This is a genomic window from Proteiniclasticum sediminis (assembly GCF_018128025.1).
Lineage (GTDB): Bacteria > Bacillota > Clostridia > Clostridiales > Clostridiaceae > Proteiniclasticum > Proteiniclasticum sediminis.
The window spans coordinates 74790-95977 of record NZ_JAGSCS010000006.1 but is presented as its reverse complement, the minus strand read 5'-3'; the positions used below and the strand labels follow the sequence as shown (position 1 = coordinate 95977).

At 52.2% G+C, this 21188-nt stretch carries 26 protein-coding genes; all 26 read left to right on the top strand.

All coding sequences use genetic code 11. The features are described from left to right. Positions 1-6: 6 nt before the first annotated feature. The 26 genes from KCG48_RS06500 (at position 7) to fliJ (ending at position 21180) form a co-directional block, all read left to right on the top strand. Positions 7-2088 (top strand): chemotaxis protein CheA, encoded by a 2082-nt coding sequence (locus tag KCG48_RS06500; protein WP_211800699.1) that lies wholly within the window; start codon positions 7-9, stop codon positions 2086-2088. Continuing rightward, positions 2081-2680: a chemotaxis protein CheC gene (locus KCG48_RS06495; protein ID WP_211800698.1), complete on the top strand. Its 600-nt coding sequence runs from the start codon at positions 2081-2083 to the stop codon at positions 2678-2680. Before KCG48_RS06500 ends, KCG48_RS06495 begins: the two co-directional genes overlap by 8 nt. 20 nt (positions 2681-2700) lie before the next feature. Beyond that, positions 2701-3063: a response regulator gene (locus KCG48_RS06490; protein WP_211800697.1), complete on the top strand. Its 363-nt coding sequence runs from the start codon at positions 2701-2703 to the stop codon at positions 3061-3063. An 11-nt stretch (positions 3064-3074) separates the two neighbouring features. Further along, a complete protein-coding gene (locus tag KCG48_RS06485; protein ID WP_211800696.1) occupies positions 3075-3464 on the top strand; it encodes a chemotaxis protein CheW in 390 nt (129 codons plus the stop codon). Between the two features lie 19 nt (positions 3465-3483). Further along, a complete protein-coding gene (gene fliM, locus KCG48_RS06480) occupies positions 3484-4482 on the top strand; it encodes a flagellar motor switch protein FliM (RefSeq protein WP_211800695.1) in 999 nt (332 codons plus the stop codon). Beyond that, positions 4479-5540, top strand: a complete 1062-nt coding sequence (fliY, locus tag KCG48_RS06475) for a flagellar motor switch phosphatase FliY (RefSeq protein ID WP_211800694.1) — start codon at positions 4479-4481, stop codon at positions 5538-5540. Before fliM ends, fliY begins: the two co-directional genes overlap by 4 nt. 76 nt (positions 5541-5616) lie before the next feature. Beyond that, positions 5617-5952, top strand: a complete 336-nt coding sequence (gene flgM / locus KCG48_RS06470) for a flagellar biosynthesis anti-sigma factor FlgM (RefSeq protein ID WP_211800693.1) — start codon at positions 5617-5619, stop codon at positions 5950-5952. Beyond that, entirely contained in the window at positions 5945-6310 is a 366-nt protein-coding gene (locus KCG48_RS06465; RefSeq protein WP_211800691.1) for a hypothetical protein, read from the top strand. The genes flgM and KCG48_RS06465 overlap by 8 nt, the downstream gene beginning before the upstream one ends. Positions 6311-6319: 9 nt before the next feature. Then, positions 6320-7849: a flagellar hook-associated protein FlgK gene (gene flgK, locus KCG48_RS06460; protein WP_211800689.1), complete on the top strand. Its 1530-nt coding sequence runs from the start codon at positions 6320-6322 to the stop codon at positions 7847-7849. Positions 7850-7857: 8 nt separating this feature from the next. Next, positions 7858-8763 carry a flagellar hook-associated protein FlgL gene (flgL, locus tag KCG48_RS06455; protein WP_211800687.1) on the top strand — a complete coding sequence of 302 codons (906 nt, stop codon included), beginning with the start codon at positions 7858-7860 and terminating at the stop codon, positions 8761-8763. Between the two features lie 11 nt (positions 8764-8774). Next, entirely contained in the window at positions 8775-9230 is a 456-nt protein-coding gene (fliW, locus tag KCG48_RS06450; RefSeq protein WP_211800686.1) for a flagellar assembly protein FliW, read from the top strand. Then, on the top strand, positions 9214-9438 hold the full coding sequence (csrA, locus tag KCG48_RS06445) for a carbon storage regulator CsrA (RefSeq protein ID WP_211800684.1): 225 nt from the start codon (positions 9214-9216) through the stop codon (positions 9436-9438). The genes fliW and csrA overlap by 17 nt, the downstream gene beginning before the upstream one ends. Before the next feature lie 190 nt (positions 9439-9628). Further along, complete coding sequence (locus KCG48_RS06440; RefSeq protein WP_211800682.1) at positions 9629-10717, top strand: flagellin N-terminal helical domain-containing protein; 1089 nt, start codon at positions 9629-9631, stop codon at positions 10715-10717. An 83-nt stretch (positions 10718-10800) separates the two neighbouring features. Next, on the top strand, positions 10801-11373 hold the full coding sequence (locus KCG48_RS06435) for a hypothetical protein (protein WP_211800680.1): 573 nt from the start codon (positions 10801-10803) through the stop codon (positions 11371-11373). A gap of 238 nt (positions 11374-11611) precedes the next feature. Next, positions 11612-11986: a flagellar protein FlaG gene (locus tag KCG48_RS06430; protein WP_211800679.1), complete on the top strand. Its 375-nt coding sequence runs from the start codon at positions 11612-11614 to the stop codon at positions 11984-11986. A gap of 3 nt (positions 11987-11989) precedes the next feature. After that, positions 11990-13360, top strand: coding sequence for a flagellar filament capping protein FliD (fliD, locus tag KCG48_RS06425; RefSeq protein ID WP_211800678.1), 1371 nt, complete (start codon positions 11990-11992; stop codon positions 13358-13360). 16 nt (positions 13361-13376) lie between these two features. After that, positions 13377-13754, top strand: coding sequence for a flagellar export chaperone FliS (fliS, locus tag KCG48_RS06420; protein WP_211800677.1), 378 nt, complete (start codon positions 13377-13379; stop codon positions 13752-13754). Continuing rightward, positions 13754-14113 carry a hypothetical protein gene (locus KCG48_RS06415; RefSeq protein ID WP_211800676.1) on the top strand — a complete coding sequence of 120 codons (360 nt, stop codon included), beginning with the start codon at positions 13754-13756 and terminating at the stop codon, positions 14111-14113. The genes fliS and KCG48_RS06415 overlap by 1 nt, the downstream gene beginning before the upstream one ends. A gap of 660 nt (positions 14114-14773) precedes the next feature. After that, on the top strand, positions 14774-15160 hold the full coding sequence (gene flgB, locus KCG48_RS06410) for a flagellar basal body rod protein FlgB (protein ID WP_211800675.1): 387 nt from the start codon (positions 14774-14776) through the stop codon (positions 15158-15160). Between the two features lie 23 nt (positions 15161-15183). Further along, positions 15184-15618: a flagellar basal body rod protein FlgC gene (gene flgC / locus KCG48_RS06405; RefSeq protein ID WP_211800674.1), complete on the top strand. Its 435-nt coding sequence runs from the start codon at positions 15184-15186 to the stop codon at positions 15616-15618. A gap of 7 nt (positions 15619-15625) precedes the next feature. After that, positions 15626-15943, top strand: coding sequence for a flagellar hook-basal body complex protein FliE (gene fliE, locus KCG48_RS06400; protein WP_211800673.1), 318 nt, complete (start codon positions 15626-15628; stop codon positions 15941-15943). A 191-nt stretch (positions 15944-16134) separates the two neighbouring features. Beyond that, positions 16135-17691 (top strand): flagellar basal-body MS-ring/collar protein FliF, encoded by a 1557-nt coding sequence (gene fliF / locus KCG48_RS06395; protein WP_211800672.1) that lies wholly within the window; start codon positions 16135-16137, stop codon positions 17689-17691. A 9-nt stretch (positions 17692-17700) separates the two neighbouring features. Further along, positions 17701-18708: a flagellar motor switch protein FliG gene (gene fliG / locus KCG48_RS06390; protein WP_211800670.1), complete on the top strand. Its 1008-nt coding sequence runs from the start codon at positions 17701-17703 to the stop codon at positions 18706-18708. Continuing rightward, a complete protein-coding gene (locus KCG48_RS15010; protein ID WP_211800668.1) occupies positions 18683-19414 on the top strand; it encodes a FliH/SctL family protein in 732 nt (243 codons plus the stop codon). The genes fliG and KCG48_RS15010 overlap by 26 nt, the downstream gene beginning before the upstream one ends. Positions 19415-19431: 17 nt before the next feature. Further along, positions 19432-20739 (top strand): flagellar protein export ATPase FliI, encoded by a 1308-nt coding sequence (gene fliI, locus KCG48_RS06380; protein ID WP_211800667.1) that lies wholly within the window; start codon positions 19432-19434, stop codon positions 20737-20739. 24 nt (positions 20740-20763) lie between these two features. Continuing rightward, positions 20764-21180 carry a flagellar export protein FliJ gene (gene fliJ, locus KCG48_RS06375; RefSeq protein ID WP_211800666.1) on the top strand — a complete coding sequence of 139 codons (417 nt, stop codon included), beginning with the start codon at positions 20764-20766 and terminating at the stop codon, positions 21178-21180. Positions 21181-21188 lie beyond the last annotated feature (8 nt).

The window sequence follows — 21188 nt, the reverse complement described above, 5'->3', positions numbered from 1 at the left end:
AATTGAATGGACGACAATATAAAATACCGTGAACTGTTTTTTGAGGAGACCGATGAGTATCTCCAAAAACTCAATGAAAATCTCCTCCTCCTGGAAAAGGACGACCAGAGTCCCGAGATCCTCGAGGAAATCTTCCGCTCTGCCCACACCCTCAAGGGGATGGCCGCCACCATGGGTTATACGGCCATGACGGAGCTCACCCACCGCATGGAGAACGTGCTGGAGCTCTTCCGAAAGGGAAAAGCCCAGGTGACCTCCGAAGCCCTGACGGTGATTTTCCACTGCCTGGATCAGCTGTCGGAAATCGTGGAGGATCTTCGGGAGGAAAATGAACCCGTCTATGACATGGCGAAGCTTTTCTTGGAACTGGAGAATCTCTGTGCCGAAGCCCCCGAGGTCCAGGTCATCGAGACTCCAGCGGTGGAGGAGTCTTCCCTGGAGGAAATGCCCATCGGAGAGATCGATGCCAGCGTCATCCGCTCGGCCCTGGAAAAAGGCTACCTGGCCTACAGGATTACCGTCCTGGTGAATCCCAACTGTATGCTAAAAGGTGCGAGGGCGTATCTTGTGGTGAACCGGCTGGAGCAGGAAGGGGAAATCATGGGTACCCTGCCCCAGGCAGAAGAGCTGGAGGACGGCAATTTCGACAAGGGGTTCCAGCTGCTCTATATTACGAAGAGCCGCCAGGAAGTAGTGGAAGAGAGCATTCTTAATGTGGCGGAAATCGACGGCGTGGTGATTCATGCTCTGACGCTGGAGGATCTTCCCCAGAGTCCCGCGGTCCTTGCGAAACCCCGTGGAGCCGTGGTGACGAATCTGGCAGAGACGATAAAGACGGAAACTCCTGCGGCGGTTCCCGTAAAAGAGCCCAAGGCCGAAGGCCCGGCGGGGAATAAAGCAGATAGCAAAGTCGAAACCAAAAACGGCAACGGCGCCCATGGCAGCCAGTCCATCCGGGTGGATCTGTCGAGGCTCGACAGTTTCATGAACCTGGTGTCGGAGCTCGTCATCTACCGGACTCGGCTGGAGGAGATCAGCCAGAAACAGGGCAACGGAGAAATCACCGAACCTTTAGAGCAGGTGGCCCGCATCACGTCGGATCTCCAGGATCTGGTGCTGAAAATCCGTATGCAGCCGGTGAATGTGGTCTTTAACCGCTTCCCCCGCATGGTGCGCGATCTGTCCCAGGAACTGGGCAAAGACATGGAGCTGCTCATTGAGGGCGAGGAAACGGAGCTGGACCGCACCGTGGTGTCGGAACTGGGCGAGCCCCTGGTGCATCTTCTGCGAAATGCGGCAGATCATGGCATTGAAACCGCCGAGGAACGAGAGAAAAAAGGAAAACCCGCCCACGGTAAGATTCATCTCCTGGCCTATCAGGAGGGTAACAGCGTCGTGATCAAGGTCTCCGATGACGGCCAAGGCATTGACCCGGAGAGGATTCGGGAAAGCGCCGAACGCAAGGGCATCAGCACGGAAGGGCTCGATCGGGGCGGCCTCATTCAGCTCATCTTCAATTCGGGATTTTCCACCAATACGGAAGTGACCAACATTTCCGGACGGGGCGTGGGCATGGATGTGGTGAAGCAGAAAATCACCTCCCTGGGCGGAAGCATCGAAGTGCTGAGCCAGATCAACGTGGGGACCACCTTCGTCATCCGGCTGCCCCTCACCTTATCCATCATCCAGGCGCTCATGGTCCATGTGGGGAGGGAAACCTTCGCTCTGCCCTTAGGCTTCATCGAGAAGGTGGTGGCGCTGAAAGAGGGCGATATCAAGGCGGCCCACAGCGGAGAAATCTATATCCACCGGGAAAAGGTCATTCCCGTGGTTCGGGTCAGCGAGCTTCTGAACATCAAAGCCCGGGAAGGCACCCAGCACATCATTCTGGTGTCCATCGGCGGACGGCCCTTTGGCCTGGTGGTGGATGAGCTCATGGGCCAGCAGGAAATCGTCATTAAGAAGCTCAGCGGAAGTCTGGGCAAAATGAAAGAATATCTGGGCGCCTCCATTTTGGGCAACGGCGACATCACTCTGATTCTGGATGTGGGAAACCTGGTCCAGGGAAAGGGGGAGACCCTTGAATAGCCAAAGCTACACGGCCATCCAGACCGATGCCCTGAAGGAGCTGGCCAACATCGGCGGCGGCAATGCCGCCACGGCCATTGCCCATCTGGTCAGCCGGATCATCCATATGAATGTGCCCCGGATTGATATCCTGGATTACGCCGAAGTGTTTTCCGGGATCATGGCCGAAGACGAGGATGTGGTGGCCGTGAATCTCCAGATGCTGGGGGACGGCCAGGGAAGCTTTCTCTTCGTCACCCCGCCGGAGCATGCCCGGGTGCTGGCGAAGCTCATGCTGCCAAAAGGAATGCCTCTGGTGGACGAGCTGGAGGATTCCGCCCTGTGCGAGCTGGTGAACATCATCGTCAGTTCCTACCTTCATGCCGTATCCCGGCTGACGGACCTCCTCCTTATCTCCTCTGTTCCGGCCTTAACCCGGGACATGTTCGGCGCTGTGCTCAGCAGCACGTACTTGGAGAGCGGACAGTATGACGACCAGATTATGATTATCCGCAACGAGTTCCTCTATGAAGGAACCCGGGTGGATTCCGCCCTCTATTTCATTCCGAGACCTGGAGTTTTGGAAGGGCTTTTCAACAAATTAGGACTTTAATTGGGAAGGGAGAGATTACGATGTCAAAGAGAATTATGATTGTAGATGATGCCATCTTCATGCGGATGAAGCTGAAGGACATCCTGGAGAAAAACGGATACGAGGTGGTGGCCGAGGCCCAGAACGGGGCCGATGCCATTGAGAAATATAAGTCAGAGCGGCCGGAAATTGTCACCATGGACATCACCATGCCCGAAATGGATGGCATTCAGGCCCTGAAAGGGATCAAGAAGATCGATCCCCAGGCTCGGGTGGTCATGTGCAGCGCCATGGGCCAGCAGGCCATGGTCATGGAAGCCATTCAGTCCGGGGCCGTGGATTTCATTGTGAAGCCCTTTGAGACGGACCGGGTGCTGGATGCCCTGGTTAAAGCCGGCCGGTAGCGGGGTGCAGGATGCAGATCATAGTGTTTACCCTGGATGATCAGTACTACAGTCTGGACTCCTCCCGGGTGGAGGAGATCAGCCGGCAGATCCCTTCCACCATGGTCCCCAATGCCCCTGCGGGCGTGGAGGGACTCATCAATCTCCGGGGAAATGTGGTGCCGCTCATGAATTTGGCGAAGCTTTTGCACCGGAAAGAAGATCAATGCTATAATAATATCGTTATTGTCCAGAAAGAGGACGAAAAGATCGGAATCCTGGTCCATGAGGTGAAGGAAGTCCTGAAGATCGATGAATCCCAAATCGAGGAAGTGTCCGCCAAGGCGGGGACCGGCATCGTGGGGATCATTCAGCTCGGAGACAAGCTCGTCAACCACATCGACCTGGACCGGATACTCTAAGGGAAAATGAGGGGATAACTTGAAGCCAGTACTTTCACAACAGGAAATCGATTCCTTGCTCAACGCGCTGAATACCGGCGAGATCAATCCTGAAGAGATGAAACAGGAGGAGGAGAAGAACAAGGTCAGAGCCTATGACTTCCGAAGGCCCATTAAGCTGTCGAAGGAATACATCAATACCTTGTACATGATCTTTGAAAACTATGCGAAGATCTCCTCCAACATTCTCTCCACCATGGTCCGCACGAACATCAATCTGACGCTGGGCGCTGTGGAACAGATCAGCTTCGATGAGTTTGTCCATTCCATTCCCAATCCCACCATCATGGGGGTTTTCCACAGTGTTCCCTTAAGCGGCAATCAGATTGTCGAGATCAATCCCCATTTTGCCGTGCAGGTGCTGGAGCTTCTTTGCGGAGGCAGCAAGACCAAAGAATCCAAAGCCTTGAAGAAGGAGCGGTTCACGGACATCGAGCTGGGGATTCTGGAGGATCTGGTGGTGAATCTTTTGAAAGGATTTAAGACTGCCTGGAGCGAAATCCTGGATCTGGATCCGGTCCTGGACAACCTGGAGACCAATCCCCAGCTCATCCAGACCATGTCCCCCAATGAGCCCGTGGTGCTCATCAGCCTTCGGGTGGAAATCTTTGATTTCAAGAGTTTCCTGAATATCTGCATTCCCTATGTCTCCTTCGAGAACATCATTGACAAGCTCAGTATCCGCAACTGGTTTGACATCGGGAAAATCACGGATGACAGCCGATACAAGGAACAGATCACAGACCGGCTCGTATCCACTGATGTGGAGCTGACGGTGGAAATGGGAAAGACCCATCTCACCGTGGATGATTTTCTTCATTTGGAGCTGGGAGACATCGTCCAGCTGGATTTACGAACGGACCGGCCCATGCGGATGTATGTGGAGGATAAGGTCCATTACCTGGTGCAACCGGGTCTGTACAAAGACAAGCTGGCGGTTCAGGTTCTTCAATATGTGGAAGAGGATGTGGAGATATGAGAGAAAATTTATTATCCCAGGCGGAAGTAGACGCCTTGCTGAAAAAAAGGGAAGCGGCCGAGGAAACGGGCCTGAAGGAGTCCGACAAGGATGTCATTGGAGAGGTGGGCAACATCAGCATGTCCACGGCAGCCACCACCTTGTCCTCCATCATCAGCCACCGGGTGTCCATTACGACGCCCCGGGTGCATTATATTCCCTTTGAGGAGATTACCGCGGATCTGGAAATCCCCAAGATTGTATCGCGCATTGAGTTCAAGGAAGGCCTCGTGGGCAACAACCTGCTCATGATGAACGTGAAGGACTCGGCCATCATCGCTGACCTCATGATGGGCGGGGATGGTTCTAGGCCCAACAAGGAGCTGACGGAGCTGGAACTCAGCGCAGTGTCCGAGGCCATGAATCAGATGATCGGATCCGCCTCCACGTCCCTAGCCCAGATGCTGGGCCGAAATATCGACATCCTCCCTCCGGAAGTGGCCATTTGGGATCAGGAAAATTCCCTGAACTTTCGGCGGTTCATGACGGAGGAGTACATCTGCAAGATCTCCTTCCACCTCTCCGTGGACGGACTCATCGACAGCGACATCATGCAGATCTATTCTCTGGATACGGTGAAAGAGATTGTGGCGGTGATGATGGGCGAAACGGTCCCGGCCAAGAAGAGCGCCCCTGTGGAGAAAAAGAGCGAACGGCATCCGGAACCTGTCCGGGTGGAAGCCGCACCGACCGTTCAAAGCGTGGAAGTGCAGAAGCCGGTGTTTGCCCCCCTCACGGATACGGCGGCGCCCAGTCAGAAACGAAATCTGGACCTGATCATGGATGTGCCCCTGGAGTTCAGTGTGGTTCTGGGCAAGACAAAAAAGACCATCCAGGATGTCCTGTCCCTGGGGGCAGGCAGCGTGGTGGAGCTGAACAAGCTGGCCGACGAGCCTCTGGAAGTCTACGTCAACGGAAAGCTCATCGCCCACGGCGAAGTGGTGGTCATCAATGAGAACTTCGGCATTCGAATCACCCAGATCCTCAGCAAGGAGCAGCGGGTGAAGGGGCTGAAATAGAATATCAGTAGGGCTTTGGCGAAAAGGAAGAGGAAATATTCCTCTTTTTTTCCCAGGCCCTTAATTCTTTTCCCCGATGGACGATAAGAGAAGTAAGGAATATAAAGAGGTGAAAACCATGAAAATCGACCAGTTCCACAACAGCTACGTCAATAGCGTGTATAAAACAAAAGATGAACGGAAAACCGGTCATGTGGACGGTCCCACCGTAAACAAAACCACCGTGGAAATCTCCGCCCAGGCCAAGGCTTTGGTGAAGCGCATCAGCGAGTCCGAGGACTCCCATTTCTCCGAGAAGGTGGAGGCCATCCGGCGCTCCGTTCAGGAAGGAACCTACGCCGTGGATACGGACAAGATCGCCGAAAAAATCCTAGAGCGTATCGATGAGGAAAGGCTGAAGAGTAATGAGTAGTTCGGCAAGACTGAAGGATGTTCTCAAGGCGCTGCTCTTTCTCCTGGAAGAGGAGAAACGGATCCTCATCCGCAATGAGGCGGAAAAGCTGGCGGATCTTGTCTTAAAAAAGGAAGAGCTGGCGGGGATGCTGGAAACGCTGAAGGAAGCGATTCCCACGGCGGAGGAGCTAAGCCTTCTCCAAAGCGTGAAAAATCTCCAGGAGACCAATTTTCTTCTCACCCGGCAGGCCTTGAGCTTTCAGGAAAAGCTCTTAAGCGCCGTGTCCCGGAGCAATACCTCCAAATACAACACGTATTCTGCCCAGGGCAGTCTACAGATGACCAAGGAAATCAGCATCATCGACCAGTCGGTGTAGAGGTGAATCATGGCAGGATTATTTAGTACGTTTAATACCGCGGTAAAGGGGCTCAATGCCAACCAGACCGCTCTTCATACCACAAGCCACAATATTTCCAACGCCAATACGGAAGGGTTTTCCCGCCAGCGGGTGGAAATGAAGGCCGACAACGCCTATAACTATGCCGGCGTGGGTCAGCTGGGCACCGGGGTGAAGCTGGAAGGCGTCGTCCGCATGGTCGACGAGTTTGTCGATCTGCAGATCCGACAGGAATCCAGCACCCTCAATCAGTACATGGCCAAGAACGACGTCATGGGACAGATCGAAATGGTGTTCAACGAACCATCGGATTCCGGATTGAACTTTGCCATGGGCGAAATGTTCAACGCCTGGCAGGAACTGTCCAAGAATCCGGAAAGCCTCAATGCCAAGAGCATTGTGGCGGAAAAGTCCAAGACCTTTGCCGACACCGTGCGTCACATGGCCACTCAGATTCAGGAGCTCCAGGGCGACACCGTGGCGGAAGTGCAGAAGAATGTCTTTGATCTGGCCTCCATGACGGATCAGCTGAAGGTGGTCAATGAGCAGATCTTCAACATCACGGTGAAGGGCCAGAGTCCCAATGACCTTTTGGATCAGCGGGATCTTCTCTTAAAGAACATGAGCGGGATCACGGAGATCAAGACCACCTTTGACTCCTGGGGCAGAGCCTCGGTGACCGTGGGCGGCAAGGACATTACGGATCCCAATGCAGCGGCGAAGCTTTCGGCGGTGCAGGAAGTTCGCTATGGGGAAGACGGCAGTGCCACGGTCCATGTGGCTCTGGGCGGAGACACGGCTAACGTGCAGCCCTTCACCATGACCGCAGAGGAAGCCAAGGCCTATACCCCGGGAAGTCCCGTGTTCGTGGCAGAAGGGGCAGCAAAGCCCGAGCTGGCCAAGATTACCAGCGGCGCCCTGGGCGGAAAGCTTCAGGCCCTGACGGAAATCGATGCCCGCATCGCGGAGCTGGATACCTTCGCCCGGGGAACCGCCCAGGCGGTGAATATGCTCCATAATCCCGACGGGAAGGGACAGGATCTCTTTACGGGAAGCGGATCCTTGGATTTTGCGGTCAGCAAAGACATCCTGGAGGATGAGAGCCTGGTAGTGACGGGAAAAACTGGATCGTCTGCTCCGGGGGATGGATCAAGGGCCTTGGCCATTGCCAATCTTCGAAATCTTAAAATCAACTTTTCGGATCTTTCCACCATGGACTATGCCGATGGCGATATGCTGAAGCTGAAGGATGCCCCCGGCGGCATGACCGTGGAAGGCGCTTACCAGGACGTGGTGATCAAGGTGGGGATATCCACTGAGCACGCAGGAAACATGGTCCAGAATCAGGAAGCCCTTTTAGCCCAGCTGTCTAACCGCAGAGAGTCCGTTTCCGGAGTCTCCGTGGATGAGGAGGTCACCAATCTCATCAAGTACCAGCGAAGCTTTGAGGCGAATTCCCGGGTGATCAGCACCATTTCGGAAATGCTGGATACGCTGATTAATCGTACCGGCGTCTAGGAGGTTCTATGAGAATTACGAATAATACCCTCACGGGAAACTATCTGCGCAACTTATCGAAGAACCTGAAAAACATGCAGAAGTATCAGGATCAGCTTTCCTCCGGGAAAGAAGTGAGCCGTCCCTCGGACAACCCCATGGTAGTCTCCCGAGTGATGAATCTGGATACCCGGCTTCGGGAAAATGAGCAGTTCAAAACAAATATTGATGATGCCCTGGGCTGGTCCAGTACCGCTGACGGCGCTTTGGCTAGTGCTTCCGGTACTCTCCTTCGGGCGAGAGACCTCATCATCTACGGCGCCAACGGCACGTTGTCCGACACGGATCGCTCGGCACTGGTGGATGAGGTAAAAATGCTCCAGGGGCAGCTGTCCCAGCTTTTCAACACCAACTATGACGGGCGCTATATCTTTGGTGGCCAGGAAACGACGAATCCGCCCTTCACCATGCAGGATGGGGTTATGACCTATGGAGGGGACCAGGAGGATCTTCAGCGAGAGATTGCCCCGAAGGTGGGAATCACCCTTCCCAGCAACGGCAGCACCTTCACCAATGTACAAGGTACTGCGGTGGGCAATGAGAGTTTAGGCAGTCTTTTGCAAAATGTGGAGAAAGCCCTGGAAAGCGGCGATCTCAAAGCCTTATCCGGAGATCTTCTGGGGGATATGGATAAGCACATCGACAACGTCATCCGTTTCCGTTCCAAGATGGGCGCGGTCTATAACCGCCTGGAATCGGCGAGGGAACGCAATGACGCCGAGAATCTCAACATGACGGAAATTCTCTCCAAGAGCGAGGACATCGACCTGGCGGAGAAAATGATGCAGTATAGCACCATGAGCACTGTATATCAGGCGTCCCTTGCTACGGGCGCAAAAATTCTGCAGTCCAGTCTTTTGGACTACCTGCGGTAGGAGGAAAGCACATGATCATCCGGACTAAATTTTTTGGCGAGATGGAAATTTCCGAAGAAAACCTCCTCTGCTTTCCTGAAGGAATTCTGGGCTTTGAAAAGAGCAGCCGATTTGTGCTTCTGGATATTCCGGGCAATGATGTTTTCCGGGTGCTCCAGGATGTGGAGCGGGAAGCGGTGGCCTTTGTGGTCACGGATCCCTGGAAGTTCCAGTCGGACTACGACATCGACATTCCCGATGAAGAGCTTCAAAAAATCGGCATCACCCATAAGGAGCAGTTGGGGATTTTGGCCATCGTCACCATGGGAGAAAAGATTTCGGGGAGCACCATGAATCTTCTGGCGCCGGTGATGCTCAATCTGGAGAACCATTCTGGCCGTCAGCATGTGCTGACCCAGAGTCCCTACGGGACCCGGCACCGGATGTTTCCTTTAGAGGAGGGTCAAAGCCATGCTGGTGCTGAATAGAAAAATCAATGAGAGCATTATCCTGGATGACGGCATCGAGATCAAGGTTCTGGAGATCGTTGATGGCAAGGTGAAGATCGGCATCGAAGCCCCCAAGGAAGTAACCATCCTTCGAAAAGAAGTTTACGAAGAAATCTCTAAAGCGAATAATGAGGCGGCGAACATGTCCAAGGACATATTCAGCCAGCTCATGGAAAACCGCGCGTAACCGCGGTTTTCTTCATGCTGCAAGAAAAAAAGAAATGAAAAATCAAAAAAATAGGACTTAACCCCCTTAATCTTTTGGATGGATTTCCGATATACATACCATAAGCGAAAGAAGTACTGTCGGCCGACAACTCTTCTCCACTTAAATACGGCATGGATGCCATAACACAATTTCAAGGAGGAAATTAACCATGAGAATTAACAACAACATCGCTGCAATGAACACTTACTCTAGACTGTCCAGCGCACAGGCAAACCAGGCCAAGTCCCTGGAAAAGCTCTCTTCAGGTCTCAGAATCAACAAGGCTGGAGATGATGCTGCAGGACTCGCCATCTCCGAAAAGATGAGAGGCCAGATCAGCGGATTGAACCAGGCTGCAAAAAATGCACAGGATGGAATCTCCCTGATCCAGACCGCAGAAGGCGGACTTAATGAGACACACTCCATTCTTCAGAGAATGAGAGAGCTGGCTGTTCAGTCTTCCAATGATACCAATACCGATAACGACAGAAAAGAAATTGACAAAGAAATTCAGCAGTTGTCTTCTGAAATTGACAGAATTGCTAACACAACCCAGTTCAATAAGCAGACACTTCTGGGTGGCGGACTCGGTGCTGCTGTTAAGCAGAACACAGGCGATACTACTGTTCTTGCTAAGGCAGGTGTAGCGAAGGTTTCCAGTTCAGGCGCTGCTGCCGATACTTACACCATTACTAGTGGAGCTGCTGGTAAGCTTACCATGACAAACTCTCTTGGGACAAAGACTCAGACCATAGACAACGTTGCGGGTGCTCAGACACTTAACTTCAGCGATTTCGGTGTAAGCATCGAAACAAACGCTGCTTATGCAGCTGATGGCGCTACTGGTGCTGTAGCCGTAGCTGGTGGAAGTCTCAAGTTCCAGATTGGTGCTAATGCTGGTCAGGACATGACCCTTAACATTGGAAATATGAGTGCAGCAGGTCTTAATGTTGCAGGAATTGATCTGAAAACACAGGCTGGTGCGAGTGCAGCTATTACTACTCTTGATACCGCTATTGAGACTGTATCTGCAGAAAGATCCAAACTTGGTGCTACCCAGAACAGACTGGATCACACCATCAACAACCTGACCACTACATCCGAGAACCTGACTGCTGCAGAGTCCAGAATCAGAGACGTTGACATGGCGAAGGAAATGATGAACTTCACCAAGAACAACATTCTGAACCAGGCTTCCACAGCAATGCTGGCTCAGGCTAACCAGATGCCCCAGGGCGTTCTTCAGCTGCTGGGCTAAGATCTGCCGAATCATTAATTTCGATTCAAAGTATAGGGAAGAGAGCTTCGGCTCCTTCCTTTTCTTTTTGATAGGAGGCGGTCATGAGAATCTCATCAGAACTTCCCAAGGTTGTAAGCGAAGCTCTTAAAGTCAGCAAGGAATCTTTGGAGATCCCAAAGATGGATCCCAAGCTAATGGGAACAGGCGGAGAAAAAATCCTACGGAGCATGCCGATTAATCGGCTCCCCTCCATTTCCCCAATGATCTTAGCGCTGCTGGAGAAGGAACTTTTTGCCTTCGGAAAATTGCAGATGGCCTATCAGCGTGCAAAAGCTTATGAACGGGAACCCATCCAGAAAAAGATGGAGCTCCAGTTTCAGGAAATGGTGAAAATTGTGGAGAATAATTCCGTTCAGGAAAATCCCGTCCTGGGTTCGTCAATGATGCCTTGGCAAGAAGAGATGAAGCAGCTGCAAACTATGCTCTTTCACGGGATCATGACGAAAACCGAGAATCCAACAAGACAGCTCGACGAAGCATCCAGTCCAGCACTACAACGGTTGAGCCAGTTCCTCACGTCTTTCCAAAGGCAGGAGAAACTATTGGTCAAAGGAAAGTATATCCTTCTTTTGTGTCTTTTTGGGATTCTGATACTTCTCCTCCTCTGGCGGTGAAATCGACAATGGATGCTCAGTAAGGGAGGTTTTTTTCGGAACAAGCATGTTCATGCAGAAAAACATGTCTAATTGTGCCGTTTTTTTCATTCTTTGCTTAAACTTTCTCACGAGTCTCCGATATGGAGGATAGAAATAGAGTTTAACGCTGAAATTGCAGGATTTTCCAGGAATGAATGCCGTCCATCATCGATTCTGGGCTTGGGTATTCATTGAAATTGAAGAAGGATGTGCAGACATGATTCAAATTTCCGGAAAAACAAAAGAGCAGATTCAGCCCACGGAGCCCGTGGCGGCAGTGGTGCTGGAAAGAATTCAAGCGCTGAAGGAAACGAAGATTACCCAAGAGGCGGGGGAAACCGCCAATGATCCCAAGAAGGAATTTTCCAAAGAAGAGCTGGAAGCTCTCCTTGAAGAAACCAACCGCTCTCTTCAAGAAGAAGGGAAGACCCATTTTCAGATCGCTGTCCATGAACGGACGGGACGGATCATGGTGAATGTGGTGGACAACGAGACCAAGGAAGTCATCCGGGAAGTACCACCGGAAAAGATTCTGGATCTCGTGGCAAACATCTGGGAAATGGTGGGCATCATCGTCGACGAAAGGGGATAAGCCATGTCAACAGTCAATTTTATGGGGTCCTATTCCGGCATCGATCAGACTATGATCGATCAGCTCATGGCCATTGAAAAACGGCCTTTGATTCAGCTATCCGAAAAGAAGACCAGCCTGGAGAGCGAAAAGAATGCCTGGAACGATGTTCGGACCCGGCTCAGCAGTCTCTTTGACAAGATCAAAGTACTGAAAAGCGAAGAAACCTACACGAGCAAGACAGCAACCACCGGAGTGGGGGCAAACCTTTCCGTCAGCAAGAATTCTCCAGAAGGAGCCTTCAAGATTGCAGTGCGCCAGCTGGCCACCAACACCTCCGTCATTGGCGGCAAGTTTCTTGCGGAAGGCCAGGATGCCACGGCGCCCCTAAATCTTGCGGGAAAGTTTGTGCTGAATGGAAAAAAAGTGGCCGTGGGAGCCGAAGACACCATCCAGATGGTGGCAGACAAGATCAACAGCTTCAGCGGGGATACCAAGGTCAAAGCCACGGTCATTGACAGCCGGCTTACCTTGAACCATACCGAAACGGGAAATCAGGCTATCACCCTTTCCGACGTGGAAGGGGAAGCGGTCCTGGAAAACCTGGGGCTGGGGACTACGAAGAGCACGAGTCAAGGAAAGAATGCGCTTTTCTCTGTCAATGGCGTAGAGATTGAGAAAACTAGCAACAGCGTGAAGGATGTCATCGCCTATACCACCATCAATCTGGTGAAAGAACATGCGGCAGGAGAATCTGATACGGTAGTGGTGAAGGCTGATACAGCCAAAACCACCAAGGCGGTGGAAGATTTCGTGGCCCAGTATAATTCCACCCTGCAGTTTATCTTCGACAAGCTGGCTCCCGGAACGGTGGGCGAAAAAGGGACCCGGGGAGCTCTGGCTGGGGACGGTGCCCTCATGCGGCTGCAGTCCAGCCTCCGCACCATGGTGACTTCCACCGTCACCAATGGAAACACTTCACTCAAGGATATGTCCCAGCTGGGCGTGACCACGGTGGACAAGTTTGGCCAGCTGAAGTTTGATTCCACGAAACTGACGGACGCTCTTTCGAAGAACGCTGCGGACGTGAAGAACTTCTTCGCTTCCACCGATGGCGAAGGGAAGGAAGTGGGCTTTGTCTCGCGAATCAACGGATACATCGACAGTTTCGCCTCCACCTCAGGAAGCATCAAGGAGAAGACTGATTCCTATGAGCGCACCCTGAAGGATATTACCAAGCAGGTGGACAGCTTTAATCTTCGGATGGAGCGGAAAGAAAAGTACTACATCACCATGTTCTCGAAGCTCGATACGGCCATGATGCAGGCTGAATCCCAAATGAGCTGGCTCACCAGCCAGATCTCGGGACTCACCGGAAGCACGAGTAAAAAGTAGTTAGGAGGATTCCTTTATGTATGCCACCCAAAAGGCTTATTCCCAGGCGGGCAACGCCTATAAAACCAATGAAATTATGACCGCTTCAGCCAAGAAACTGGTCATCATGCTCTACGAAGGCGCAGTGAAGTTTCTGAAGCTGGCCAAGCTCTCCATGGCCGATGGAAATATCGAGAAAACCCATCAGTCCATCGTAAAAGCCCAGAACATTCTCACGGAGCTCATGAGCACCCTGAACTTCGAAGAAGGCGGAGACATCGCCAAGAATCTCATGGCCCTCTACGAGTACATGTATCAGAAGACCATCCGCGCCAATGTGGAAAAGAACCCGGAGCATCTGGATGAAGTCATCACGTTCCTGGAAGATCTTCGGGACACCTGGAACCAGCTGTGATGTTTGCGAAAGAGAGCATCCCCCAGCGAAGACATGCCCTTCTTCTCGAAGCACTCGCCAACACCCAGGTGGATCAGGATAATTTGGATTCTTGCATGGATGCTCTAGAAAAAAACGAGCAGTGTTTTGCGGCACTGAAAGCACTGGACCAGGAAACCGGAGAAAGGATTCCCTGGAGGAAGCAAGAGGAGGAGATTCTTCAGACGCTTCTGACTAACACCCAAAAGCTCAATGTTCGGCTCCAGGAGGGGAAACAGGTCTTATCCTCCGAAATGCGACAGGTGAATCAGAACCGCCGGGTGGCCAAATCCTATCTTCAAAAGGAAGCCGATCCCTGGTTTGTGGACAAAAACTTTTAAATGGATATCTCTGAAAGATTATGGAGAATGTGAATTTATTTTTCAGCAAGGAATTCGTATATGAAGTTCACATTAATCTAGTTTTTCTGAAAATCATGAAATTAAATTAACTTCTCCGACATGGCTTTGTCGGAGTTCGACGAATACCTCCCGATGACTTTTGCATAATAGTAGGCAAAGGTGATCCGGAGGTATTCGTCGTGGGCTGGAACAGAACAAGTCCCGGGATTTCCGGAATTTGGAGTGGCGAAAATCAAGATTTCCCTTGAAATGGAAAGGCTTTCCTTCTTAGGGATCCCGGGGAACAGCGGGGTCCAGCAAGAAATGGAGAGTGTATAACAGGGAGGGATTTAACGGAAGATTTATATATTCTTAACGAACCATGATATTATCGTGCATACACTGTCGCAAATTGCATAATTTATGGTGAAAATTGTTTCGAAATTAGTTTAATAATGGTAATACAATAAACACAACTACATGGAAAAGGTTCGCTATTCTCTCCAATAGATGGGATATTATCGATTATTGATTTTACAATACTTTAGTTTTATAATACTATTGAACAAAATGAAAATATTATGAAGAAGCTGTGATGAAACCTCTTGGAAATCAAGGTGATTCCACGATGATATGAGGATGAGTCGAAAGTGAGGAGCCATGCCGGATCAGAGTTATCAGATCATTAAAACTGCCTTGGATGCTTCATCCCTTCGGCAGAAAACCATCTCTTCCAACATCGCCAATGTAAACACCCCAGGTTATAAAGCCCAGAAGGTCCGTTTTGAGGAAGAACTGCAAAGAGCCATGGGGAAGAACGGCCTAGCCTTAGAGAACACCCACGCAGCCCATTTAGGAGGCGGCGATGTCTCCCAGGTAAAGCCTCAGGTGGTCACGTCCTCCAGCCATACCATGAACGACGAGGGAAACAGTGTGGACATCGATCGGGAGATGGTGGATCTGGCGGCCAACGAAATTTATTACTCGGCGCTCATTGAGCAGCTGAACCGTAAGCTTGGAAGTCTCAATTACGTCATTAATCGATAGGCCCTGTGCCGAAGGAGAAGAGCATGTCTGTATTTAACTCCATGAAAATTAATGCCTCCGGCCTGACCCTGGAGCGGCTGAAGCTGGATACCATCTCTTCGAATATCGCTAATGTGAACACCACCCGAACGGAAGACGGGGGACCCTATCAGCGAAAAGAAGTGGTCTTCGCCGAAATGGTGGAAAAGGAATTCAATAAGGCTACGCAGCGGATGGAATCCCGAAGCGCCGGGGTGAAAGTCACCGCCATCGCGGAGGATCCGGAAAATATGAAGCGTGTGTACGACCCCACCCATCCCGATGCCGATGGGGAAGGCTACGTCCTTATGCCCAATGTGAATCTCCTGGATGAAATGGTGAGCCTCATGGAAGCTCAGCGCACCTATGAAGCCAATGCCACCGCCCTGAAGGCCAGCAAGGCTATGCTCAATAAAGCCATCGAAATCTCGAAAGGTTAGGTGACCCATGACACAAGTCAGCAGTTCCTATAGTCAGATCCTCAGCCGTTATCAAAACCTCATCAGCCAGACCCCCCGGGAAGAGGAAAAGACAGAATCTCCCGATGGAGGTTTTGGTCAGCTCATTACCCAACAGCTGGAAAAGCTGAATCAGAGCCAAATGGAATCCGATTCCTTAATAACCCAATTTGCCGCAGGGGAAACGGAAGATCTCCATCAGGTCATGATTGCTGCGGAAGAGGCTAGGCTTCAGATGGAACTGGCGGTACAGGTGAGAAATAAAATTGTAGAAGCGTATAAGGAACTGAACAGTATGCAGTTCTAGTCAATAGCCAAGGAAAATGCAATCAAGAATAGTGTGACTGCTGATTTACAGCAACATCATGAATAAATCCCGGGGCAATGAGTCCGTGAAAGTGGAAAGTTTATGAGTGCTGAAGTTGGCAGTTTTTGCTAATCCAATGAGGATCATCCCACTATAACTACAGATCATCCAGAATAAGGAGTACAGGCTGCATGGATAAAATGAACGGAACCCTTCAGAAGATTAAGGGGGGATGGATCAATATCGATCGAAAGAAGCGGAACGCACTGGTGACGGCCCTTGTGGCCACGATCCTTTGCGTCGGCTTCTATTCCTGGTATTCAGGAAAAGTCACCTATGCCACCTTGTTCACTAATCTGGAGCTGGAAGATGCAGCGGTCATTACCGCCGATTTGGATACCCGGGGAAACATCCCCTATCGAATTCAAAATGGAGGAAAGGACATCGAGATCGATGAAAGGTTAGTTGACAAGTACCGGCTAGAGCTGGCCATGAACGGGATGATGCCCGAAAACTCCACGGGGTTTGAAATTTTTGACAATATGGGGATGATGGTCACGGACGAAGACCGGAAGATCATGTACCAGCGGGCCTTGGAAGGGGAGCTGCAGCGCTCTGTGATGTCTTTATCGGAAATTCGCAGTGCCCGGGTACACCTGGTCATGAGCAAGGACAGCATTTTCGAAACGGAAAAGACCTTAGCCTCCGCCTCGGTCATCCTGGATATTAAGGCAGGAGCCAAGGTCACGGGGGAAGCCGTGAAGGGAATCGTTGCCCTCATCAGCGGAGCCGTAGACAACCTCCCGGAGGAAAATGTCCGGATCATCGACAGTTCTGGAAATCTCCTCAGCGCAGGCCTCGCTTCCGGCGGGGAAGGCGGCATGGAAGTTATCAGTCAGCATAGTGAATACAAGAAGAGCTTTGAGAATGAAGTGAAAAACAATATTCTCAGCCTCTTGGGACCGGCCTTTGGTCCGGATAAAATCAAGGTCAGCGTTTTCGCGGATCTTGATTTTGATGCCCAGGAACAGACGGTGATCAGCTACAAGGATCCGGTGATCCGCAGTCAGAATCAAAGCGCCACAGGTTCCGGAAATGGTGTCGGTGGCGTCGTGAACAGCCCCGTGGGGGACAATGCCCAGAATGTCCTTAACGGCAATGGGGAAGGCGGTCTCTCCTCCTACGAGGGAACAGTGAACTATGAACTGACGGAATCCACCACCACTACGGTGAAGGCCCCCGGAAAGATCAACCGCATAACCACCTCCATCCTTTATGACGGCCAGCTCACCGATGTGCAGAAGGCCGCCATCAATAATCTGGTAGCCACCGCCACGGGGTATACCTTTGACCGGGGAGACCAGATCAGCGTAGAGGGTGTGGCCTTCGACAAAACCTATCAGGAAGAAGTAGACAAGGAGCTGGCCCGCCTCGAAGCCGAGCGGCTGGCCTCCCTGACCTTCATGGACCGCTACGGCGAGTACATCTACTTTGGGATCTTCGCTCTTCTGGGTACGATCCTCCTCTTGTCTGTCCTGAGAATCCTCTTTGGGAAGAAGTCCAAGGTCAAGGAATACCCCGTGGCCCCTGTACTCCCAGTTATGGTGGAGGAACCCAAGAATCTCATCGAAGAGCTGTATCAGAAGTTTGAAGTGAAGGAAAATCCCAAGGAAAAGCAAATCAAGGAATACGCCCAGGAACATCCGGAAATTGCAGCGGACCTGATCAAGGCGTGGATGAAGGACTGATGATAAGATATGCAAGCTAAATCCAATGGCATCAAGAAAGCCGCCATCCTGCTGATTTCGCTGGGGCCGGAGATCTCCTCCCAGATCCTCAGGATGCTGCCGGACAGTATGATCCAAAAGGTCACCTATGAAATTGCGAATACGGAATTTGTGGAAGCCAATGAGCGGGAAAAAGTCATTGCTGACTTTCTAGACATGGCTTCCGGTCGGGAGTTTGTCCTGGATGGGGGCGTGGACTACGCCCGGAATCTTCTGACCAAGGCCCTGGGCAGTGTCCGGGCCAAGGAAGTCATGGAAGTGCTGAATCAGATTCAGCAGCGGGAAATGCCCTTCGCCATTCTTCGGAAAGCGGATACCCATCAGCTGGCCAATATGCTGGTCAGCGAGCATCCCCAGACCATTGCCCTCATCATGTGCTATATTCAGTCGGACAAGGCGGCAGAGGTTTTATCCCTCTTCCCCCATGAACTGCAGACCGAAGTGGCGGAGCGCATCGGGGTCATCAACCGGACTTCCCCTGCGGTCATCAAGCGCATCGAATCCATCCTGCAGAATAAATTCTCCAATATCATCGACAATGACACGGACACCATCGGCGGCGTCAAGACCCTGGTGGAGATCCTGAACTCCGTGGACCGCACCACAGAGAAGAATATCCTGTCGGATCTGGAGAAGACCCAGCCCGATCTGGCGGAAATCGTCAAAGCGAATCTCTTCGTCTTCGAAGATATCGTCACTTTGGACAAGAGCTCCATTCAGCGGGTTCTTCGCGAAGTGGAGAACGAAGATCTGGTTCTCGCCCTCAAGGGAGCTTCCGCCGAGGTGTCCAACATGATTTACGCCAACCTGTCCAAGCGGGCGGCGGAAACCATCCGGGAGGACATCGAGTTCATGGGACCGGTCCGACTTTCCACCGTGGAAGAGACGCAGCATAAGATTGTGGGCATCATCCGACGTCTCGAAGAGGCGGGAGAGATTGTCATAGGAAGGGGTGATTCCGATAGCATTATCGTATAAGATCATCAAAAATCCAGCCAGTACCGAGGCCAGTCCCCGACATCTGGAGATTCTCGATCTCACCGCCTATCAGGTGCGGGAAGAAGCGGCGGTGCGGGAAGAAGAAACCGTACCGGATGAGATGCGCGCATTGGAAGAGGAGCTTCGAAGAAAGCTCTCGGCAGAGAATGAGCTTCTCCGGGAAGAGCTCCTGGCGGAAGCTGCCCTGGCCGTGGAGGACTTGAAGGAAGCAGCCTATGGGGAAGCCCGGGAAGAAGGTTATCAGGCGGGCCTTGCGGCGGCAAAAGCCGAGGGGCAGCGCATCCGGGAAAACGCGATGAATCTTCTGAAGGAAGCCCAGAATAGGGCAAAGAACTACTTCCTGGAAGAATCTGACCGACTCCTCCAGCTCTCGGTGGACATTGCGGAGAAGATCATCCGGCAAACTCTGGACCGGCAGGAAGAAGGCATTCTAAGCCTCGCTCGGCCCATCCTGCAGGATTACGCCAAAACCGAAAGTCTCATTGTGACTTGTCACCCGGACCTTTTGGCGGAGGTGCAAAGCTGCCGGGGAGAAATCGAAAAGCTTTGCCCCCAGGCCCGGATCCTCATCCTGGAAGACAAGACTCTGGAACCCCAGGGGCTTATCCTGGAAAATGAAGACCAGATCACGGACCTGCAGATCAAAAAACAGCTTCAGCGTTTCCTGGAACTGGCTAAAGGCTAGGAAGGAGGAAGAACCCCATGAACTTTCCCTTTGAGCGCTATGCGCAGATCCTCGAAAAGGAACAGCTTCAATTGAGAATGGGCAAGGTGAAAAAGGTCATCGGCATCATCATCCATGCCGTGGGTCTCAAGGTCTTTGTGGGCGAAGTCTGCGATATCCTGATCAGTGAGGAAAACCGCATACCGGCAGAAGTGGTGGGTTTTGAAGATGACGGCGTTCTCCTCATGCCCCTGGGGGATCTTCAGGGCATTGGCCCGGGTTGCCTCGTCCTTCCCACGGGAAAAGCCCTGGTGGTGAAGGTGGGCGATGACCTCCTGGGGACCACCCTGGATGGCTTGGGCCGTCCCATGGACGGTGAAGCCCGCCGACTAGAAGGATATGGAGACATCAACCGCATGCCGCCCAATCCCTTTCAGCGAAAGAAAATCGAAGCGGTCATGAGCACAGGGGTGAAAGCCATCGACGGGCTCCTCACCGTGGGGGAAGGCCAGCGTATCGGCATCTTCGCCGGCAGCGGCGTGGGCAAGAGCACCCTACTCGGGATGATCAGCCGATACTGCGATGCCGATGTCAATGTCATCGGCCTCATCGGCGAGCGAGGACGGGAAGTGCTGGAATTCATCCAGCGGGACCTGGGGGACGAAGGGTACCGCCGATCGGTGGTCATCTGCGCCACCTCGGACCAGCCGCCTCTCGTGCGGCTGAAAGGGGCCTATGTGGCCACAGCCATTGCGGAGTACTTCCGGGATCAGGGAAAGAAAGTCATGTTCATGATGGACTCCGTGACCCGGTTTGCCATGGCCCAGCGAGAAATCGGCCTCGCCATCGGCGAACCGCCCACCACGCGGGGATACACCCCTTCGGTCTTTGCAGCCCTTCCCAAGCTTCTGGAGCGCAGCGGCATGTCCCAGGACGGCTCCATCACCGCCTTTTATACGGTGCTGGTGGAAGGCGATGACATGAATGAACCCATCGCCGATGCGGTCCGGGGAATCCTGGACGGACACATCGTCCTCACCCGGAAGCTGGCGGGAAAGAATCATTTCCCCGCCATCGATGTCCAGCAGAGCGTCAGCCGAGTCATGAAGGAAATTGTCAGCAAGGAACACTACGATCATGCCGGTAAGCTGAAGGAAAACATCAGCCGCTATCAGGAATCGGAAGACCTCATCAATGTGGGCGCCTATGCCAAGGGCCGAAATCCCGAAGTGGACCGGGCCATCGAGCTGAAGGTTCCCATCGACCAGTTTCTTCGGCAGTCCGTGGAGGATTCCTGGACTTACGACAAAACGGTCAGCGCCCTGAAGGATCTCTTTAAACGGTAAAATATGATCTCACGGAGGAAAGCCATGGACTACAAGTTCAAAATGGAAAAAATCCTGGACTATAAAAACAGTGTGGAAAAAAGCCGCACGGAAGATTACCTCAAAGCCAGCCATCATCTGGCAAAGGAAAAGGACGAGCTGGAACAGCTGACCCTGGCCTATGACAAGCAGAATCAGGAGAAAAAGGGAGACCTTTCCCAGATGAAGATGCAGTTTCTCTATAAGGAGAAGCTGAAAACTGCACTTTTCCATCAGGAAAAGAAAGTGGAGGTCCTCTCCACCCGCGTGGAGGACGCCCGGGGAAACCTTATCGAAGCCCGGAAGGACCGCAAGATCATGGAGAATCTCAAGGAGAAGGACCGGGAACGGTACCGCATGGAGATTCTAGCCTCGGAGCAGAAGGAACTGGACGACCTCAGCATCATGAAGTACGCCCGGTAACCCTTTCG

Coding starts and splice junctions, on each gene's coding strand:
- csrA (WP_211800684.1), top strand. CDS start 9,214: ATGCTGGTGCTGAATAGAAAAATCAATGAGAGCATTATCCTGGATGAC.
- flgK (WP_211800689.1), top strand. CDS start 6,320: ATGGCAGGATTATTTAGTACGTTTAATACCGCGGTAAAGGGGCTCAAT.
- KCG48_RS06485 (WP_211800696.1), top strand. CDS start 3,075: ATGCAGATCATAGTGTTTACCCTGGATGATCAGTACTACAGTCTGGAC.
- flgM (WP_211800693.1), top strand. CDS start 5,617: ATGGACGATAAGAGAAGTAAGGAATATAAAGAGGTGAAAACCATGAAA.
- KCG48_RS06430 (WP_211800679.1), top strand. CDS start 11,612: ATGATTCAAATTTCCGGAAAAACAAAAGAGCAGATTCAGCCCACGGAG.
- fliJ (WP_211800666.1), top strand. CDS start 20,764: ATGGACTACAAGTTCAAAATGGAAAAAATCCTGGACTATAAAAACAGT.
- fliF (WP_211800672.1), top strand. CDS start 16,135: ATGGATAAAATGAACGGAACCCTTCAGAAGATTAAGGGGGGATGGATC.
- KCG48_RS06415 (WP_211800676.1), top strand. CDS start 13,754: ATGTTTGCGAAAGAGAGCATCCCCCAGCGAAGACATGCCCTTCTTCTC.
- fliG (WP_211800670.1), top strand. CDS start 17,701: ATGCAAGCTAAATCCAATGGCATCAAGAAAGCCGCCATCCTGCTGATT.
- KCG48_RS06435 (WP_211800680.1), top strand. CDS start 10,801: ATGAGAATCTCATCAGAACTTCCCAAGGTTGTAAGCGAAGCTCTTAAA.
- fliS (WP_211800677.1), top strand. CDS start 13,377: ATGTATGCCACCCAAAAGGCTTATTCCCAGGCGGGCAACGCCTATAAA.
- KCG48_RS06500 (WP_211800699.1), top strand. CDS start 7: ATGGACGACAATATAAAATACCGTGAACTGTTTTTTGAGGAGACCGAT.
- flgL (WP_211800687.1), top strand. CDS start 7,858: ATGAGAATTACGAATAATACCCTCACGGGAAACTATCTGCGCAACTTA.
- fliD (WP_211800678.1), top strand. CDS start 11,990: ATGTCAACAGTCAATTTTATGGGGTCCTATTCCGGCATCGATCAGACT.
- KCG48_RS06465 (WP_211800691.1), top strand. CDS start 5,945: ATGAGTAGTTCGGCAAGACTGAAGGATGTTCTCAAGGCGCTGCTCTTT.
- KCG48_RS06490 (WP_211800697.1), top strand. CDS start 2,701: ATGTCAAAGAGAATTATGATTGTAGATGATGCCATCTTCATGCGGATG.
- fliW (WP_211800686.1), top strand. CDS start 8,775: ATGATCATCCGGACTAAATTTTTTGGCGAGATGGAAATTTCCGAAGAA.
- flgC (WP_211800674.1), top strand. CDS start 15,184: ATGTCTGTATTTAACTCCATGAAAATTAATGCCTCCGGCCTGACCCTG.
- fliI (WP_211800667.1), top strand. CDS start 19,432: ATGAACTTTCCCTTTGAGCGCTATGCGCAGATCCTCGAAAAGGAACAG.
- fliY (WP_211800694.1), top strand. CDS start 4,479: ATGAGAGAAAATTTATTATCCCAGGCGGAAGTAGACGCCTTGCTGAAA.
- KCG48_RS06440 (WP_211800682.1), top strand. CDS start 9,629: ATGAGAATTAACAACAACATCGCTGCAATGAACACTTACTCTAGACTG.
- fliE (WP_211800673.1), top strand. CDS start 15,626: ATGACACAAGTCAGCAGTTCCTATAGTCAGATCCTCAGCCGTTATCAA.
- flgB (WP_211800675.1), top strand. CDS start 14,774: ATGCCGGATCAGAGTTATCAGATCATTAAAACTGCCTTGGATGCTTCA.